The organism is Streptomyces acidiscabies, assembly GCF_020010905.1.
Taxonomy (GTDB): domain Bacteria; phylum Actinomycetota; class Actinomycetes; order Streptomycetales; family Streptomycetaceae; genus Streptomyces; species Streptomyces acidiscabies.
Window position 1 is genome coordinate 2155135 of the sequence record NZ_JAGJBY010000002.1, and the last position, 16801, is coordinate 2171935.

General features: G+C 73.3%; 16 protein-coding genes and 1 pseudogene. 6 read left to right on the plus strand and 11 right to left on the minus strand.

The window, feature by feature from the left end; translation table 11 throughout:
• The first annotated feature begins 56 nt into the window (after positions 1-56).
• A complete protein-coding gene (gene hemE, locus J8M50_RS36465; RefSeq protein ID WP_010353168.1) occupies positions 57-1124 on the plus strand; it encodes a uroporphyrinogen decarboxylase in 1068 nt (355 codons plus the stop codon).
• A 4-nt stretch (positions 1125-1128) separates the two neighbouring features.
• Here hemE and J8M50_RS36470 read toward each other — a convergent pair whose 3' ends face one another.
• Complete coding sequence (locus J8M50_RS36470; protein ID WP_010353169.1) at positions 1129-1941, minus strand: rhomboid family intramembrane serine protease; 813 nt, start codon at positions 1939-1941, stop codon at positions 1129-1131.
• A gap of 124 nt (positions 1942-2065) precedes the next feature.
• On the opposite strand from J8M50_RS36470, the gene J8M50_RS36475 reads away from it, so the two are divergent.
• On the plus strand, positions 2066-2329 hold the full coding sequence (locus J8M50_RS36475) for an SMP domain-containing protein (protein WP_010353170.1): 264 nt from the start codon (positions 2066-2068) through the stop codon (positions 2327-2329).
• On the opposite strand, the gene J8M50_RS36480 is transcribed toward J8M50_RS36475, so the two are convergent.
• Positions 2326-3705: an FAD-dependent oxidoreductase gene (locus J8M50_RS36480; RefSeq protein WP_010353171.1), complete on the minus strand. Its 1380-nt coding sequence runs from the start codon at positions 3703-3705 to the stop codon at positions 2326-2328. The genes J8M50_RS36475 and J8M50_RS36480 overlap by 4 nt on opposite strands.
• A gap of 26 nt (positions 3706-3731) precedes the next feature.
• Positions 3732-4739 carry a DUF4349 domain-containing protein gene (locus J8M50_RS36485; protein WP_010353172.1) on the minus strand — a complete coding sequence of 336 codons (1008 nt, stop codon included), beginning with the start codon at positions 4737-4739 and terminating at the stop codon, positions 3732-3734.
• Between the two features lie 171 nt (positions 4740-4910).
• Between J8M50_RS36485 and hemG the strand changes: the two genes are divergently transcribed.
• Entirely contained in the window at positions 4911-6368 is a 1458-nt protein-coding gene (gene hemG / locus J8M50_RS36490) for a protoporphyrinogen oxidase (protein ID WP_010353173.1), read from the plus strand.
• A 5-nt stretch (positions 6369-6373) separates the two neighbouring features.
• The gene (gene hemQ, locus J8M50_RS36495) at positions 6374-7105 is read left to right on the plus strand and encodes a hydrogen peroxide-dependent heme synthase (RefSeq protein WP_029183779.1); all 732 of its coding nucleotides are present in this window, start codon (positions 6374-6376) and stop codon (positions 7103-7105) included.
• A 19-nt stretch (positions 7106-7124) separates the two neighbouring features.
• Here hemQ and J8M50_RS36500 read toward each other — a convergent pair whose 3' ends face one another.
• The 6 genes from J8M50_RS36500 to J8M50_RS36525 form a co-directional block, all read right to left on the minus strand.
• On the minus strand, positions 7125-8771 hold the full coding sequence (locus J8M50_RS36500) for an alpha/beta hydrolase (RefSeq protein ID WP_029183780.1): 1647 nt from the start codon (positions 8769-8771) through the stop codon (positions 7125-7127).
• A 115-nt stretch (positions 8772-8886) separates the two neighbouring features.
• Positions 8887-9660, minus strand: coding sequence for a TIGR04222 domain-containing membrane protein (locus tag J8M50_RS36505; RefSeq protein ID WP_010353177.1), 774 nt, complete (start codon positions 9658-9660; stop codon positions 8887-8889).
• A 129-nt stretch (positions 9661-9789) separates the two neighbouring features.
• On the minus strand, positions 9790-10473 hold the full coding sequence (locus J8M50_RS36510) for a DUF4142 domain-containing protein (RefSeq protein ID WP_010353178.1): 684 nt from the start codon (positions 10471-10473) through the stop codon (positions 9790-9792).
• 114 nt (positions 10474-10587) lie between these two features.
• Positions 10588-12069, minus strand: a complete 1482-nt coding sequence (locus J8M50_RS36515) for an MbnB/TglH/ChrH family RiPP precursor modification enzyme (protein ID WP_238565837.1) — start codon at positions 12067-12069, stop codon at positions 10588-10590.
• A gap of 478 nt (positions 12070-12547) precedes the next feature.
• Entirely contained in the window at positions 12548-13339 is a 792-nt protein-coding gene (locus tag J8M50_RS36520; protein WP_010353180.1) for an SAM-dependent methyltransferase, read from the minus strand.
• A gap of 46 nt (positions 13340-13385) precedes the next feature.
• On the minus strand, positions 13386-14081 hold the full coding sequence (locus J8M50_RS36525; protein WP_370516618.1) for an aminoacyl-tRNA hydrolase: 696 nt from the start codon (positions 14079-14081) through the stop codon (positions 13386-13388).
• 44 nt (positions 14082-14125) lie between these two features.
• Between J8M50_RS36525 and J8M50_RS36530 the strand changes: the two genes are divergently transcribed.
• Together J8M50_RS36530 and J8M50_RS36535 are read left to right on the plus strand one after the other, a co-directional pair.
• Positions 14126-14974, plus strand: coding sequence for an ABC transporter ATP-binding protein (locus J8M50_RS36530; protein ID WP_010353182.1), 849 nt, complete (start codon positions 14126-14128; stop codon positions 14972-14974).
• Complete coding sequence (locus tag J8M50_RS36535; RefSeq protein ID WP_029183783.1) at positions 14974-15648, plus strand: hypothetical protein; 675 nt, start codon at positions 14974-14976, stop codon at positions 15646-15648. Before J8M50_RS36530 ends, J8M50_RS36535 begins: the two co-directional genes overlap by 1 nt.
• A 127-nt stretch (positions 15649-15775) precedes the next feature.
• Here J8M50_RS36535 and J8M50_RS50260 read toward each other — a convergent pair whose 3' ends face one another.
• Positions 15776-16033, minus strand: a complete 258-nt coding sequence (locus tag J8M50_RS50260; protein ID WP_370516619.1) for a hypothetical protein — start codon at positions 16031-16033, stop codon at positions 15776-15778.
• A 113-nt stretch (positions 16034-16146) separates the two neighbouring features.
• Positions 16147-16773 (minus strand): annotated as a pseudogene (locus J8M50_RS36540) (polysaccharide deacetylase family protein); the annotation flags it as partial.
• Positions 16774-16801: the final 28 nt, after the last annotated feature.

A 16801-nucleotide genomic window follows, 5' to 3' on the forward strand; every position in this document is an offset into this window, starting at 1 on the left:
GCTCGGCGAACAAGGCGGGGGAGGGAGTGTCACAGGGGCGTGCGAGACTTGCCGTCGTGAGTGCGAACGAGAGCCCCGCGGGCCGCCCGCCGACAGCGACGTACGACAGCCCCTTCCTGAAGGCGTGCAGGCGCGAGCCCGTGCCGCACACCCCGGTGTGGTTCATGCGGCAGGCCGGCCGTTCGCTCCCCGAGTACCACAAGGTGCGTGCGGGCATCCCGATGCTGGAGTCCTGCACCCGCCCCGAACTGGTCGCGGAGATCACTCTCCAGCCGGTGCGCCGGCACAACGTGGACGCGGCGATCTACTACAGCGACATCGTCGTCCCCCTCAAGGCCATCGGCGTCGACCTCGACATCAAGCCGGGCGTCGGCCCCGTCGTCGACCGCCCGATCCGCACCCGCGAGGACCTCGCGCAGCTGCGCGACCTCACCCCCGACGACGTCTCGTACGTCACCGAGGCGATCGGCCTGCTCACCGCCGAACTCGGCGCGACCCCCCTGATCGGCTTCGCCGGCGCCCCCTTCACGCTCGCCAGCTACCTCGTCGAGGGCGGCCCCTCGCGCACGTACGAGAACGCCAAGGCGATGATGTACGGCGACCCCGAGCTGTGGGCCGACCTCCTCGACCGCCTCGCCGACATCACGGCCGCGTTCCTGAAGGTGCAGATCGAGGCGGGCGCCTCCGCCGTGCAGCTCTTCGACTCCTGGGCCGGCGCGCTCTCCCCGGCCGACTACCGGCGCTCGGTCATGCCGGCCTCGGCGAAGGTCTTCGACGCGGTCGCCGGGTACGGCGTCCCGCGCATCCACTTCGGCGTCGGCACCGGCGAACTCCTCGGCCTCATGGGCGAGGCCGGCGCGGACGTGGTGGGCGTCGACTGGCGCGTCCCGCTCGACGAGGCCGTCCGCCGGATCGGCCCCGGCAAGGCGCTCCAGGGCAACTTCGACCCGACGGTCCTGTTCGCCGGCCCCAAGGTCGTCGAGACCAAGGCGCGCGAGGTCCTCGACGCCGCCGAAGGCCTGGAGGGCCACGTCTTCAACCTCGGTCACGGCGTCATGCCGAAGACCGACCCGGACGCGCTCACGCGGCTCGCGGAGTACGTCCACACGCAGACGGCGCGCTAGAGCGTCACCAGGAGTGCCGGGGTCGCGCGCGCCTGCCGAACAGCAGGCCGCGCGGTTCCGGCGGCGGGATCGTGTTGCGCTTGAGCGGCCAGGCCAGCAGCATGCCGGCCACGAACCCGACGACGTGCGCCGCGTAGGCCACCGTCCCCGCCGAGGAGACGCCCTCGCCGGCCGAGTAGAACGCCTGGAGCCCGAACCAGAAGCCCAGCACCAGCCACGCGGGCAGGCGCAGCGGCAGGAACACCAGGAACGGCACCAGCACCCACACGCGCGCCTTCGGATACAGCACCAGATAGGCGCCCAGGACACCCGCGATGGCCCCCGAGGCGCCGATCAGAGGGTCCGTGGAGTCGGCGTTGAGCAGGGCGAAGCCGTAGGACGCCGCGTAGCCGCAGATCACGTAGAACAGCGCGAACCGCACGTGCCCCATACGGTCCTCGATGTTGTTGCCGAAGATCAGCAGGAACAGCATGTTGCCCAGCAGGTGCAGCCACCCGCCGTGCAGGAACATCGCCGTGAACACGCTCAGCACGGGCATCTTGTCGTAGTCCGGCGGACCGAGCAGGCACCCGCCCGCGCGGACGTCGCCGGTCGCCACCAGCGTCGGCATCTGCTGGTGGATCAGCTCGCGCGGGACGGCCGCCCACTGTTCGAGGAAGGCGTGCAGATGGCACGTCTGCACCAGGGTGCTGTCGCCCTTCACCGAGCCGGCCAGGCCCGGCATCCACAGGAAGACGAGCACGTTCGCGGCGATCAGCGCGTACGTCACCACGGGCGTACGGCGCACAGGGTTCACGTCATGGACGGGGATGACCACGAGGAAGTACTTCCCGCGATGAGCCGCGCGAACCGGTGAACGCCGCCCGGCGCGCGTGCGTATGAACCGGCAACCGCCCGCGGCGTGGGGAAGGCGCTTCGCGGGGACGACGTGAGGAACAGCGATGAACGACCGAGTGACCCCCTCCATGCAGGCGCTGCCCGACGGCGAGGCCGAACTCTCTCTCGTGATCCGGATCCCCTGGGAGGACGTGGCCCGGCTCGGCCAGGAGGCCGGGCGCCTCGCCGCCCAGACCGGCCGGACCGTGACCCTCGACGAGGCGGTGAGCCACCGCCTGCGCACCCGTCAGGCCCCCGCCACCCACGCGAAGCCCGTCGAGCAGTCGGCGGCCGTCTCCGCCCTGCCGCGCCTGACCGGCACCGCCTAACCGGCCACTTTCTGGGCCGCTTTGCGCGCCGCCACCAGCACCGGATCCCACACCGGGCTGAACGGCGGCGCGTAGCCCAGGTCCAGGGTCGTCATCCGACGCACCGTCATGGCCGCTGTGAGCGCCACAGCGGCGATGTCGACCCGCTTGGCGGCGCCCTCCCCACCGACGATCTGAACGCCCAGCAGACGGCCGCTCAGGCGTTCCGCGAGCATCTTGACCGTGAGGGGCGCCGCGCCCGGGTAGTAGCCCGCACGGGACGTCGACTCGATCGTGACGGTCTCGTACGACAGCCCCGCGCGCGTGGCGTCCTTCTCGCGCAGCCCGGTCCGGGCGATCTCCAGGTCGCACACCTTGCTGACGGCCGTCCCGACGACCCCCGGGAACACCGCGTCGCCACCGGTCACGTTGGTTCCGATGATCTGCCCGTGCTTGTTGGCGTGCGTGCCCAGCGGGACGTACCGCTCCCGCCCCGAGACCAGGTCCAGGACCTCCACGCAGTCGCCGCCCGCCCACACGTCCTCGTGCCCGCGCACGCGCATGTGGTCGTCCGTCAGCAGCCCGCCGTGCTCGCCCAGCGGCAGCCCCGCCGCCCGCGCGAGGGACGTCTCCGGGCGGACCCCGATGCCCAGGACGACGACGTCCGCCGGGAACTCGGCGTCGCCCGTGACCACCGCGCTCACCCGGCCCTCCGCGTCCGCGCGCAGAGCGGTCACCTCGGCGTCGTTGACCATCCTGATGCCGAGCCCCTCCATCGCCCGGTGCACCAGGCGGCCCATGTCCGGATCGAGCGTCGACATCGGCTCCCGGCCCCGGTTGACGACCGTCACCTCGAACCCCCGGTTGACCAGCGCCTCCGCCATCTCGACGCCGATGTACCCGGCGCCGACGACCACCGCACGGCGCCCCCGCGCGCGGGCGAGCGTGTCGATCAGGGCCTGGCCGTCGTCCAGGGTCTGCACCCCGTGCACACCCCGCGCGCCGATGCCGGGGATGTCCGGCCGCACCGGGCGCGCACCGGTCGCGATCACGAGACGGTCGTACGGCGTCCAGGACTCGGCGCCGGAATCGACGTCCCGCGCGCGCACGCGCCGGCCGGGGACGTCGATCTCGGTGACCTCCGTGCGCAGGCGCAGATCGATGTCCCGCGCGCGGTGCTCCTGCGGCGTGCGCGCGATGAGGTCGTCGCGGTCCGGGACGTCGCCGCCGACCCAGTACGGGATGCCGCACGCCGAGTACGAGGTGAAGTGGCCGCGCTCGAAGGCGACGATCTCCAGTTCGCCGGGGGACTTCGCCCGCCGGGCCTGGGACGCCGCGGACATGCCCGCGGCGTCCCCGCCGATCACGACCAGCCGGTGCGGTGCGCTGTTGCTCATGCGCCCACGCTACGGGTGACGGCTGCTCAAGGCCGCTCGCCCTCCTCGCCGTCCTTGCCGTCCCCGCTCGCCTCGGGCTGCTCCGGTGTGGGAGCAGCGCCGGGGCCCGCCTGCGGGAAGGCGGAGACGAACGCCGGAGCCGCGACCGCCGGGCGGGGAGTGCGCCGGGGCCGGACCACCCGCCACCACACGACCACCAGGAAGGCCGCCGCCAGCAGGAACGGCAGCATCGCCGCGAGGACGACCACGATCCAGCGCAGCGCCGTCACAAAGGCGTCCCAGCCGCCGGAGAGGGCGTCCACGACACCCGGGTCGTCGTCGGCCTTCGCGGGCTCCTTCGCGGGCGTCTGGGACAGCGTCAGGGTGATCGTCGCCAGGCTCGTGCGGTCCTTCAGGGACGCCTGCTGGGCCAGCAGCGACTCCAGGTCGGCCTGACGGCGGCTCAGCTCGCCCTCCAGGCTGACGACGTCGCTGAGGGACGTCGCCCGGTCCATCAGCTCGCGCACGCGTGCGACGCTCGCCCGCTGCGACTGGACGCGGCTCGCGACGTCCACGACCTGGTCGGTGACGTCCTGGGCCTTCGACGTCCGGTCCAGGAGCTTCCCGGCGCCCTGGAGGTCCGCGAGGACGGCGTCGTAACGCTCCACGGGGACGCGCAGGACGACCTCCGTGTGCTCGGCGTCCTCCTCGTCGCGGGTGGTGGTCTCGTCGCCGACGTAGCCGCCCGCGTTCACGGCGGCCGTGCGGGCGGCGTCCAGGGCCTTGGCGACGTCCTTGACCTGGACGCTGACGGAAGCGGTGCGGATGACGTGGGTGACGGCGGCCTTGGGCGGCGTGGACGCCTTGGCGCCGGACGGGCCCGAACCGGAGGCCCCGGGCGCGGTGTCGGCGTCCTCCTTGGTGGTGCCTGCCTTGGCGGCGGACTTGTCCTGGGCCGCCGAACCTGAGTCGTTGCCGCCGCTGCACCCGGCGAGCGTGAGGGCGACGGCCGCGAGGAACGCGGCCAGGGCGTGTGCGGATCTGCGTGCGGGCATGTGGAGATCCCCCCGAGTGGTGTGAAGACGCGTCGCGTCGACGGACGTTCCTTCGACGCGCGGACCTGCTTCGACGTTGGCGTATCCGGGTTCCGAAGAGGTCACGTTCGGGACGCGCCCCGGCCACACCGCGGGGGAAGCGTTGTCAGTCGGGTCTGAGAGGCTGGATCCATGAGCGCAGCAGGTACGGGCGGTACAGGGCAGGTCGTCGTCATCGGAGCCGGGATCGCGGGTCTGGCCGCGGCCCACCGGCTGCTGGAGCGCGGGGCGCGGGTGACCGTGCTCGACGCGGCGGACCGGGTCGGCGGCAAGCTCCTGCCGGGCGAGATCGCGGGCGTGCGCACCGACTTCGGCGCCGAGTCCATGCTCGCCCGCCGCCCCGAAGGCATCGCCCTCGCCCGCGAGGTCGGCCTCGAAGACCGCCTCCAGCCGCCCGCCACGGCCACCGCCTCGATCTGGACCCGGGGCACCCTGCGCCCGATGCCCAAGGGCCACGTCATGGGCGTCCCCGGCACCGCCGAGGCCCTCGCGGGCGTGCTCTCCGAGGAGGGCCTCGCGCGCATCGGGCGGGACAGCGACCTGCCGCGCACGGAGGTCGGCGAGGACGTCGCGGTCGGCGAGTACGTCGCCGCACGGCTCGGGCGCGAGGTCGTCGACCGGCTCGTCGAACCCATGCTGGGCGGGGTGTACGCGGGCGACGCGTACCGGATCTCGATGCGCGCGGCCGTCCCGCAGCTCTTCCAGATCGCCAAGGCCCACACCTCGCTCACCGAGGGCGTGCGCGAACTCCAGGCGAAGATGGCCGCCAGCCAGCAGACGGGCCCGGTGTTCACCGGCATCGAGGGCGGCATCGGGACCCTGCCGCTCGCGGTCGCCGACGCCGTCCGCGCGCGCGGGGGCGAGATCCTCACCGGCACGCCCGCGCGGGAGCTGCGCCGGGACGCGGACGGGGGGTGGCGGGTCGTCGCCGGGGACCGCGAGCTGCGCGCGGACGCCGTCGTCGTCGCCGTACCCGCACCCGTCGCCGCCGGACTGCTCGCCGACGAGTCACCGGGCGCCGCCGCCGAGCTGCGGGCGATCGAGTACGCGTCCATGGCCCTGGTCACCCTCGCCTACCGGCGCGCGGACGCCGACCTGCCGGCGGGCAGCGGGTTTCTCGTCCCGCCGGTCGACGGGCACAGCATCAAGGCGTCGACGTTCTCCTCGCAGAAATGGGCCTGGGTCGCCGACGAGGACCCGGACGTCCTGGTCCTGCGCACCTCGCTGGGCCGCTACGGCGAGACGGAGATCCTCCAGCGCGACGACGCCGCCCTGACCGACGTCTCCCGCCACGACCTGCGCGAGGCGACCGGCCTCGACGCGACCCCGCTGGAGACCCGCGTGATCCGCTGGACCGACGGCCTCCCGCAGTACCCCGTCGGCCACCACGCGCGCGTGGCCCGCATCCGCGAACACGTCGCCAAGCTCCCCGGCCTCGCGGTCTGCGGCGCGCAGTACGACGGCGTCGGCATCCCCGCCTGCATCGCCAGCGCCAACGCGGCGGTGGACCAGATCGGCGGCGACCTCAGCGCGCTACAGGAGCTGGCGGCGAACCCGGTGCAGAGTCTGCACGGGGGAGCGGGAGAATGACGGACATGAGCGAGAACGCCCCCACCACCGAGTCCGGCAGGATCCCCAACAAGGGCAAGCTGGCCAAGGACCTCAACGAGGTCATCCGCTACACCCTGTGGTCCGTCTTCCAGCTGAAGGACGTCCTCCCCGAGGACCGCGCGGGCTACGCCGACGAGGTCCAGGAGCTGTTCGACCAGCTCGCCGCCAAGGACGTCACCGTGCGCGGCACCTACGACGTGTCCGGCCTGCGCGCCGACGCCGACCTGATGATCTGGTGGCACGCGGAGACCAGCGACCAGCTCCAGGAGGCGTACAACCTCTTCCGCCGCACCAAGCTCGGCCGCGCGCTCACGCCGGTGTGGTCGAACATGGCGCTGCACCGCCCCGCCGAGTTCAACCGCGCGCACATTCCCGCGTTCCTCGCCGACGAGACCCCCCGCGACTACGTCAGCGTGTACCCCTTCGTGCGCTCCTACGACTGGTACCTGCTGCCCGACGAGGACCGCCGCCGCATGCTCGCCGACCACGGCAAGATGGCCCGCGGCTACCCGGACGTGCGCGCCAACACGGTCGCCTCGTTCTCGCTCGGCGACTACGAGTGGCTCCTCGCCTTCGAGGCCGACGAGCTGTACCGCATCGTCGACCTCATGCGCCACCTGCGCGCCTCCGAGGCGCGGATGCACGTCCGCGAGGAGGTCCCGTTCTACACGGGCCGCCGCAAGTCCGTGAGCGAACTGGTCGCGGGCCTGGCGTAAGGCTTCACCGCGTAAAGATTCAACGCAGCCGGCGGGCCGCCTCGCGTACGCGGTCCGTCGGCCTCGGCTCGGCGTGCGGCGCGCACGCCACCCGGCGGCCCGGGAGGCGGCCCGCCAGCAGGTACGCCTCCAGGTGCCGGTTGACGCACGCGTTCGACGCCCCGCCGATGCCGTGGCTGCCCGCGTCCCGCTCGGTCACCAGCACCGACCCCGCGAGCCTGCGCCGCAGCTCCAGCGCCCCCTCGTACGGCGTCGCCGCGTCCCGCTCGGCGGCCAGGATGAGCGTCGGCGGCAGCTCGCCGGGGGCCGTACGGACGTCCAGCGGGCGCTGGCGGGGGGCCGTCCAGAACGCGCACGGCAGGTTCGACCACGCGTTGTCCCACGTCTCGAACGGCGCGACCCGCGCGATCCGCGTGTTGTCCCGGTCCCAGGTCCGCCAACTCGTCGGCCAGGGCGCGTCGTTGCACTCCACGGCCGTGTAGACGGCGTTCGCGTTCTCCGCCTCCGCCGCGAACTCCCGCACCGGGCCCGCCTGCCCGATCAGCTGCTGCGGTCTGCCCTTCAGGTACTCCGACAGCGCCCGCGCGCGGTGCGGCCAGTAGTCGTCGAAGTACGCGGCCTGGAGGAACGCCCGCTGCAACTGCCCGGGGCCGACGACCCCGCCCGCCGGCTGCGCCGCGAGCTGCGCGCGGGCGCGCTCGTAGCTGCGCAGGACCGCGTCCGGGGTGTCGCCGAGGCCGTACACGTCGTCGTGTTTCGCGATCCACTCGCGGACGTCCGTCCAGCGGCTCTCGAACGCCAGGGACTGGCCGAGGTTGTCGCGGTACCAGATCTGCGCCGGGTCGGGGTTCACGACCGAGTCGAACACCATGCGGCGGACGTGGCCCGGGAACATCGACGCGTACAGGGCGCCGAAGTACGTGCCGTACGACGCGCCCATGAACGTCAGGCCCTCCTCGCCGAGCGCCGCGCGGACGACCTCCAGGTCACGGGCGTTGTTCAGCGAGTGGTAGTGGCGCAGGGCCTCGCCGGAGCGGTCGGCGCACCCGCGTGCGTACGCGCGTGCCTGGGCGACGCGTTCGCGTTTGTACGACTCCGAAGGGTGCGTCGGCGACATCGACGGGGCCTTGACGAAGTTCTTCGGGTCCTGGCAGGACAGCGGCGCCGAACGGCCCACCCCGCGCGGGTCGTAGCCGACCAGGTCGTACGCGGCGGCGATCCGCTTCCACTCCGGGACCAGGCCGATCAGCGGGAAATACAGGCCCGAGCCGCCGGGGCCGCCCGGGTTGTAGACCAGGGCACCCTGACGGGGTACGCGGCGCTTGCTGTTGCCGGGGTCGCGGTGGGTCGCCTCGACGCGGCTGACGGTCAGGGGGATACGGGGGCCGTCGGGGCGGGCGTAGTCCAGGGGTACTTCTACGGTCGCGCACTTCATGGCGCCGGGGAGGTCCTCCGCGCCGGGGCAGGCGCCGAAGGAGAGGCCCTTCGCGGCGGCGCGGGCTGCGGCGAGGGTGGTGCCTCGTAGCTCTGGAGAGCCAGGGGCAGCAGGCGAACCGGGGGCCGTGAGGGAGCCCGGGACGGTTCCGGGGGCGCCTCCCGCCGGGGCTGCGACGAGGGCGGTCAGGAGCAGGGCTCCTGCGGCCGAGTGGAGGGCGGCGGCTCGCATCGGGGTCCCTTCGGTGCACGGCGGCGACAAAAGGGATGTTTGAGGCCGGGTACGGCGGAAGGCAAGCACCGGCGCGGGTGTCGGCGCCAATGCCCCTGTGCGCCCCCCACCGGGGTTACTCGTGCCAGGGGTGCGGCCCGCGCGTGAACGCCGCCCGCAGGTTCGGCTCGTCCAGTGCGCGGATGCCGTGCACGGCGACCGAGGTGAGGTACGTACGGTCCTGGGCCAGCGTGTCCAGCAGGCGCAGGCCCGCCGGGGAGGCCCAGCGGGTGTACGGCGGGATCTCCACGCGGGCCATCGCCAGACAGCTCAGCGTCAGCGCCAGCGGGAGCGCGAACCAGAGCGCCACCAGGGCGTGAGGGACGTCCGGCGCGGGCAGCAGCAGCGCCAGCGCGCCCAGGACGAGGACGGCCGTCGCGGCGGCGCGGACCCCGCGCAGGCCCGCCGCCACCGTCGTCCGCGCCCCGTCCGGCATCGCGAGGCCCGCGCTCACCAGACGGTCCGCGAGGCCCCGTACGGCGTCGCCGGTCGCCGTGCGGGCGCGGACCGCCGCCATCGGGGACTGGCCCTCCGGGCCGATCGCGCCCAGCACCGAGCGCTCCATCTCGTCCCGGGCGCGCGGGTCGACGACGGTCGCCCAGCCGGTGTGCGCGAGCAGCAGGCGGTGGTCGCTGGCCATCGACACCAGCGTCAGGTCGGCGACCCGGGCGGGGCCGCCCGACAGGAACGCCGCCTCGTACAGCGTCAGGCCGTGCGCCGGGGGCGTGTACTCGGCGGCGCGCGCCGCGCTCGTCCCGACGGTCGCCGCGCGTACGGCGGCCAGGCACAGGCGTGTGCACGCAGCGACCGCGATCGCCCAGGCCAGGACCAGCAGAAGCACCCAGAACATGCCGTGTTTCTATGCCAGATTCCCGTGGTGCCGCCATGCTTTGTTCACGATGCGGACGGAGCGTTGTGGGTATGTAACGTTCCGCCTACCGGGAGTTGGGGGTGCTGGTGCCCAAGAGGCCCCTGAGGGCTACGGGTTGGCCGGAACTGTCAGTGGGGGCGGCGAGTTCGTCGTCAGGTCGCGGGCCAGTGCGTCGAAGTCGACGTACCCCGTCGCCTCCAGGATCTTGATGTGGTCCAGGACCGTCGCGTTCGCGTCGTCCGCGAGGTCACGGACCAGGGAATTGCGGGTACTTGCGCGGACCTGTGCGACGACCGAGAAGATCCTGCCGTGCGCGAGCCGCAGGACGTTCGCGAACTTCCAGTCGTAGCCCGTGCCTTGGGCCTCGTCCAACTCCCGTAGCCAGCCCTGCTGTTGGTCCGTGGGGCGGTCCGGGAGGGCGAGGTTCAGGCGGGCCGCCACCGTGCGGACCCGCTCGTCCAGGAACGTGTGGCCCTCCACGAGGTGCTCGCCCGCCGTCCGTACGGCCGTCGTCGTGCCCTTCTGCTGCGCCTGCCTGCCCGCCGGGATCTCCCACAGGCCCGCGAGCCGCACCTTCTCGATGAAGTCCCGGTCCAGCGCGGACAGCGGGCCGTACTGCGTCGCCACGGTCTGGGCGTTGAGGAGGCTCGGGCTGCTGTCCGTGTCCGCGCGGTCCGCGTACGACCAGAGCGGGAACGCCAGCGCCGCGATCGTCAGGGTGAGGCCGACGATGATGACGCCGGTTCCGCTGAGGAGGTTCCTCCCCCAGCTCTCCTGGTGACGCGCTCGCATGGTGCCTCCCGGGTGTGGCACCGCACTTCGGTGGTTCGTGTGTGTCGGGTGCGGGATCCGTAGTTTACCGGGGGAGGTGTGTGAACGGCCGGACAGGGGTGAATGAGAGGTGGGTCACCGGCCGGTCAGCGCGCGCACGGTTTTCGCCAGCCGCGACTGGTTCCTCGGCGCCGGGCCCGACCTGTCCAGCCACCAGCTCCGCAGGGCCCGGCGGGGGCGGGGCGGGAGCGACTCGGGCTCCTGGAGGAGGTGTTCGGCGAACTCCAGCGCGTCCTGGCGGTAACCGCCGCGCAGGGGGCGGGCGCTCGCGTAGGCGAGGAACGCGGGGCGGTACTTGGCGCCGAGGATCTCGGGCAGCTCGGGGGCGACCTTCGCGACGACGTCGGCTCGCTTGGCGGCCAACGCTCGCGCCTGGACGGCGAGTCGGGCGCGGTCGAAGCCTTCGGGGGCGGGGGTGCCGGCGACGAGGGCGGAGAGGAGGGAGGCTTGGGCTAGGGCCAGGCGTTGGCGGGTGGGGGTGGCCGGGAGGTGGGTGGGCTCGGCGGATGTCGCGGGGCGGTCGGTGAGGGCGTGTGCGGGAGTGGGCGGGGTGGTGGGCTCGGGCGTGGGGTGGGTGGTCGGCGGCGCCTCTTCCGGGGGCGTCGGGCGTGCTTCCGGGAGGGGCGTCGCTGCGGAGGTTGCCGGGGGCGGCGTCGGCAGGGTTGCCGGGCCGGCTATCGCCGAGGGCGCCGGGAGCGTCTCCGCCGAGGATGCCGGGCGCGCCCCCGCCGTCGTCCCCGCCATGGCCGTCGGCCGTACCGCCGCCAACGTCTCCGTCCTCGTCCTCGCCAGCGCCCCCCTCGACACCGCCTCCCTGATCGCCTCCAGCTCCCCCGTCAGCTCCGCCGGGTCCGGGAAGTTGTCGTCTCGTTCCAGGAGGACTCCGGCCGGGGCCGTGCGGGAGGTGAGGTCGGTGAGGAGGGACAGGACCACGGGCGGGACCGGGTGTGCGTGCGTGTCGTGCCAGACGCCGTCCTTTTCGAGGCCGCCCGCGACGTGGACGTACGCGATGGCCTCCACGGGGAGTTCGGCGAGCGCGTGGGACGGGTCCTCGCCCCTGTTGACGTGGTTCGTGTGGAGGTTCGCGACGTCGATCAGGAGCCGTACGCCGGTCCGGTCGACCAGGTCGTACAGGAACTGGCCCTCGGTCATCTCCTCGCCGGGCCAGGCGAGCAGCGCGGCGATGTTCTCGACGGCGAGGGGGACGGGGAGGGCGTCCTGGGCGATGCGGATGTTCTCGCACAGCACGTCGAGGGCGTCCCGTGTCTTCGGCACGGGCAGCAGGTGCCCGGCCTCCAGCGCGGCCGTGGCGGTCAGCGCCCCGCCCGCCCGTACGAAGGCGATGTGCTCGGTGACCAGCGGCGAGCCGAGCGCCTCGACCCGCTCGGCCAACGCGGCCAGCCGCCCGGCGTCCGGCCGTTCCGCACCGCCGAGCCCGAGGGAGACACCGTGCGGGACGACGGTGACGCCGCGTGCGCGCAGCCGCTGGAGCGACTCGGGGAGATGCCCGGGGCACAGGTTCTCGGCGACGGCCTCCACCCAGTCGACGCCGGGCATCCGCTCTATCGCGTCCGCGATCTCGGGCCGCCAGCCGATGCCCGTACCGAGCCGGAACGGGGCGGTGGGGACGGCCGGGGTGGGCCGGGAGGCATTGGCGAGGGCTGGGGTGCCGGGGTGGGCCGGGGCGTCGGGTCGGGCGGCGAGGCGGGTTCCCGTGCCGTGAGCGGCTGCCCCGTCGAGGTGGGTTCCCGTGCCGTGCGTGGCCACCCCGTCGAGGTGGGTTTTCGGGCCCTGCGTGGCTGCCCCGGCGAGGTCGGTTTCCATGCCATGCGGGGCTACCCCGTCGAGCTGCCCGTTCCCGTGCCCGTCCGTCGTCCCCGGCCGTGCCGCTGTCTCCAGCCCCGTGCTCGTTCCCTGTCGCGTCATGTCCCCTCCTCCGACGTTCCGGTCCCCGTGCGGGTGACGGAGATATGACCCCCGTCACCCCGGGGCGAACCCTCGGAGGGCGCGTTCAGAGGAACATTTGAGGTTGGGGTCAGCGCTTCAGCGCCACGCCCCCGAAGCTGTCGACGTCCCTGCGGTCGCCGTCGTCCGCCGGGGCGCGCCACTCCGCCACCGGCACCAGGCCCGGCTCCAGGAGGTCGAAGCCCTCGAAGAAGCGCGAGAGCTGGTCCGGGGTGCGGTTGACGCGGGGATTGTCGCCCGCCTCGTTCCAGCGCTCCACCATCGCCCGCATCTCCGCCGCGTGGAACACCTCTGTGCTGTCGCAGAACACCAGGTGACTGCCGGACGGGAGCGCCGACTTGAGCTCGCCGACCAGGTCGTACGCGGAGTCGTCCGGGATGTGCGCGGCGATGCCGAGGAGCATGAGGGCGATCGGGCGGTCGAAGTCGAGGGTGTCGCGGGCGGCGCGCAGGATGGCCGCCGGATCGCGGAGGTCGGCCTCGATGTAGTCGGTCGCCCCCTCGGAGGTCCCGGAGAGGAGCGTGTGCGCGTGCTGGAGGACGACCGGGTCGTGGTCGACGTACACGATCCGCGAGTCGGGCGCGACGGACTGGGCGACCTCGTGCGTGTTGTCGTGGGACGGCAGCCCGGTGCCGACGTCGAGGAACTGCCGGATGCCCGCCTCACCCGCGAGATAGGTCACCGCCCGCTTGAGGAACGCCCGCTGGGCGCGCGCGATGTCGACGATCTCGGGGTTCAACGACCGGATCTGGTCGCCCACTTGACGGTCGATCTGGTAACAGTCCTTGCCGCCGAGCCAGTAGTTCCAGATGCGCGCCGAGTGCGGCACCTCGCTGTTGATCGGCGGACGGTCGAGCGGCATGACGACTCCCGGTACGAGCTCTGAGTTGTGGATCTCACGGTAACTCTCAGAGCAGCGCCGGGTGTTCGGCGACGACCGTACAACTACCTGCCGCGATCTCGGTGAAGCCCGCGTCGCGGACCAACGGCAGCCCGCTCGTGGTGAGTTGGCGCCAGCGCTCGGGGTCGGCCGTCCGTACCGCGAGCGCGAACCCCGTGTCCCGCCACGCCGCCCGGTGCTCCTCGGACAGGGCCCACCAGGCGAGTTGGGCGCCGTGCCCGGTCTGGGCCATGGTCTTGCCGGCGGACATGTCGAGGTCCGGGTTGAGCCACAGGACCGGTACGCCCGCCTCCGCCTCGGACGGCGGCTCGGGGTCGTCGAGGTCCGTGCCGGAGACCTGGAGGCGGGCGAGGTCCTTGGGCCAGCCGTCCAGCGGGACCGGCGGGAAGACGCGCACCTCCGCCGACTTGCCGGCCACCGTGATCCCGTCCAGCGCCTCCGCGCGCCGCCACTCCGCACCCCGCGCACGCCGGACCACCTTGCGGATGCGGGCGTCCTGCCAGTCCGTCATCGCCCGCGCCCATTCCCCGTCGCCGGTCGAGCGGGCGTCGTCCAGGATGCACAGGACCGCGCGGGCCGAGGTCTCCAGGGCGTCGGTACGGGCCGGGGGCGCGTCGCGTTCGATACGGACGACCAGCGGCAGGACGAACTGCGGGGCCTCGTCGCGCGGGCTCACTTCGGACTGAAACGGACTGTCGCTCACTCCAAGCAGGCTACTTGACCTCGCGGGTGAGGGAGGATGCGGCCATGGATCATGCTCTGCGGATGGATCATGTGGGACGGCGGTACGGCGCGCGGGGGCCCTGGATCTTCCGGGGGGTCGGGCTCGACCTCGCGCCCGGGACGCTCACGCGTGTCGAAGGGGCCAACGGGACGGGGAAATCAACCCTGTTGAGGCTGCTGGCCCGGCTCGATGCGCCCAGTGAGGGGCGGATCAGCGGGAAGCCTCGTACCGCGTACGTTCCCGAGCGGTTCCCGGCGGAGCTTCCCTTCACACCGGTCTCCTATCTGACTCACCTCGGGGCCATTCATGGGCTCGGGCGGGGGCGGGCCGGGGAGGTCGCCGGGGAGTGGCTGGAGCGGTTCGGGGCCGCCGGGTTCGGGCGGACGCCCATGGGGCGGCTGTCCAAGGGGAGCAGTCAGAAGGTGGCTGTGGCGCAGGCGTTCGTGGGGGAGCCGGAGTTGCTGGTGCTGGACGAGGCGTGGACCGGGCTCGACGCGGCGGCGCGGGGGGAGTTGGAGCGGGCGGTGGCGGAGCGTACGGCCGGGGGCGGGGCCGTGGTCTTCGTCGATCACGATCCCCGGCGGCTGTCGGGGGTGGTCGACGCGGTGTACGAGGTGCGGGACGGGGGGCTTCGGCGGCGTACGGAAAGTACGGAAAGTGTGGTCGACGGGCCCTGTGCCGTGGTCGAGGTGCGGGGTGCCGAAGGGGCCGCGCTGCCCGGTGAGGTGTTGCTGAGAGCGGTTTCCGTCGTCGAGGAGGGCGGGGTGCGGCGGGTGCGCGTGCCGGTGGCGTACTCCGATGTCGTCCTGCGGGAACTGCTGGCGGCCCGGCCGCCGTGGCATGTCGAGAGCGTGCGGAAGGATGACGTCTGATGGGGGCCGTCGTGCGGTACCAGGCCGCCCTGCTCGTACGGTCCCAGCGGTGGTTGCCGCCGGTGCTGCTGTACGCCGTCTTCCTGGGCGTCGGCGTGCAGGGCGGGCAGCCGCTGCTGGACTCCCTCGGGTACGCCGCCGCCGCGCTGTTGCCGGTCGCGGCGTGGCTCGTACGGATCTGCGTCGGCAACGAGCCCGCCGCCGCGCGGAGCGTCGTCGCGGCGGCGGTGGGGCCCGGGCGGGCGCACCTCGGGGCCGTCCTCGTGGGCGGGGGAGCCGCCGCCGGGATCGGGCTGCTGGGGACGCTCGTCGTGACGTGGATCAGCGCTCCCGTCAGCTCGGACCATCAGCGCCGGGTGCCGGTGCTCGACGCGGCCGGAGCGGGGGCGCTGGCCGCGCTGACCTGCGCGGTGCTGGGTACGGCGGTGGGGGTGATCAGCGCGTGGCCGGTGCTGCGGTCGCCGGGGAGGGCGGTGCCCGCGCTGATGCTGGGCGCGCTGCTGGCGCTGGTGGTGAGCGGGTCGCCCGCGCAGGCGGCGGTCAGCGGGTTGGTCACGGGGTCGCGGGAGGCGGTGGTGCCGGTGCCGGTGGTGCCGTTGATCGCTGCGGGAGTGGTGTCGGCGGGGGTGGTGTGGGGGGCGTGTTGGCTGGTGTCGCGGAGGGCGGGGGAGTGAAGGGGTGGGTGGAGGCGGTGAGTTGAAGCGGGGCGGGGGCTGAGGCGGAGGCCTGAGACTGACGGCCGTCCCAGCCGGAGGCGCGACCCCGGGCGTCAGCCTCGGGTCCTCGCGCCGCCCCGGGCCCTCACCCCGAGCACGCCGACCGCTGCGCCTCCTGCCACTCGCACACCGGGCACAGCGTGATCCCCTTCTGCGTCGCCGGGTACTCCGTCGGCTCCCGGCACAGCACGCACTCCGCGTTCGGCGTCTCGCTCATGTTCTTCAGCCTACGGCCGCCCTGATCTGGTCGGAGACCTTCACGAAGCGGTACCCCTTGCGGCGGAGTTCCGGGACGATCGTGCGCAGGGCGCGTTCCGTTGTGGGGGCGGCGCTGCGGGTGCAGTGCATGACGACGACGGAGCCAGGCTTGACCCCGTCCAGGACCTGGCGGGCCACCGCGTCCGCGTCCGTCGCGAAGGCGTCGCCGCTGATGACGTCCCACTGGACGGCCGTGACGCCGGTCGCGTTCAGGGCGCGCAGGGCCGTCTTGTCGTAGCAGCCGCCGGGGAAGCGGAAGTAGGGCATCGCGTGCGGGACGCCCGCCTTGCGGAAGGCGGCGTACGCCTTCTCCACGTCGCCGCGCATGTCCGCTTCCGGGACCGTCGGCAGGCCGTAGCAGTCGGCGGTGAACGCGTGGTGGCTGTACGAGTGGTTGGCGACCTCGAAGAGGGGGTCGCGGCCGATCGAGCGGGCCTGGTCGGGGTACTCCTCGGCCCAGCGGCCCGTCATGAAGACCGTCGCGGGGATCTTCAGCGAGCGGAGGGTGGCGATCAGCGCCGGGTTGTCGAAGTGTTCGCCCCGTGCCGCGCGGGGGCCCTGGTCGGAGGTCATGTCCGCGTCGAAGGTGAGGGCGACGGTGCGGGCCTTGCGGGGGGCGTGTTCGAAGACCGGGGTCAGGCCCGAGGGGGCGGCGGCGAGGGTGGGGGGTGGGGAGAGCGAGGGCGCGGCTGCGGGGGACGGTGGCGCGGAGGAGGGGGCGCGTTCCGGGGCCGAGGACGGGGGTGTCGTCTTCGTGGTGCCGCATGCCGTGAGGGCGGCGGCGAGGACGCAGGCGGTGGCGAGAGCGCGTACGGGAGTGATCACCGTAGGAAGGTATGACAATCACACCGAG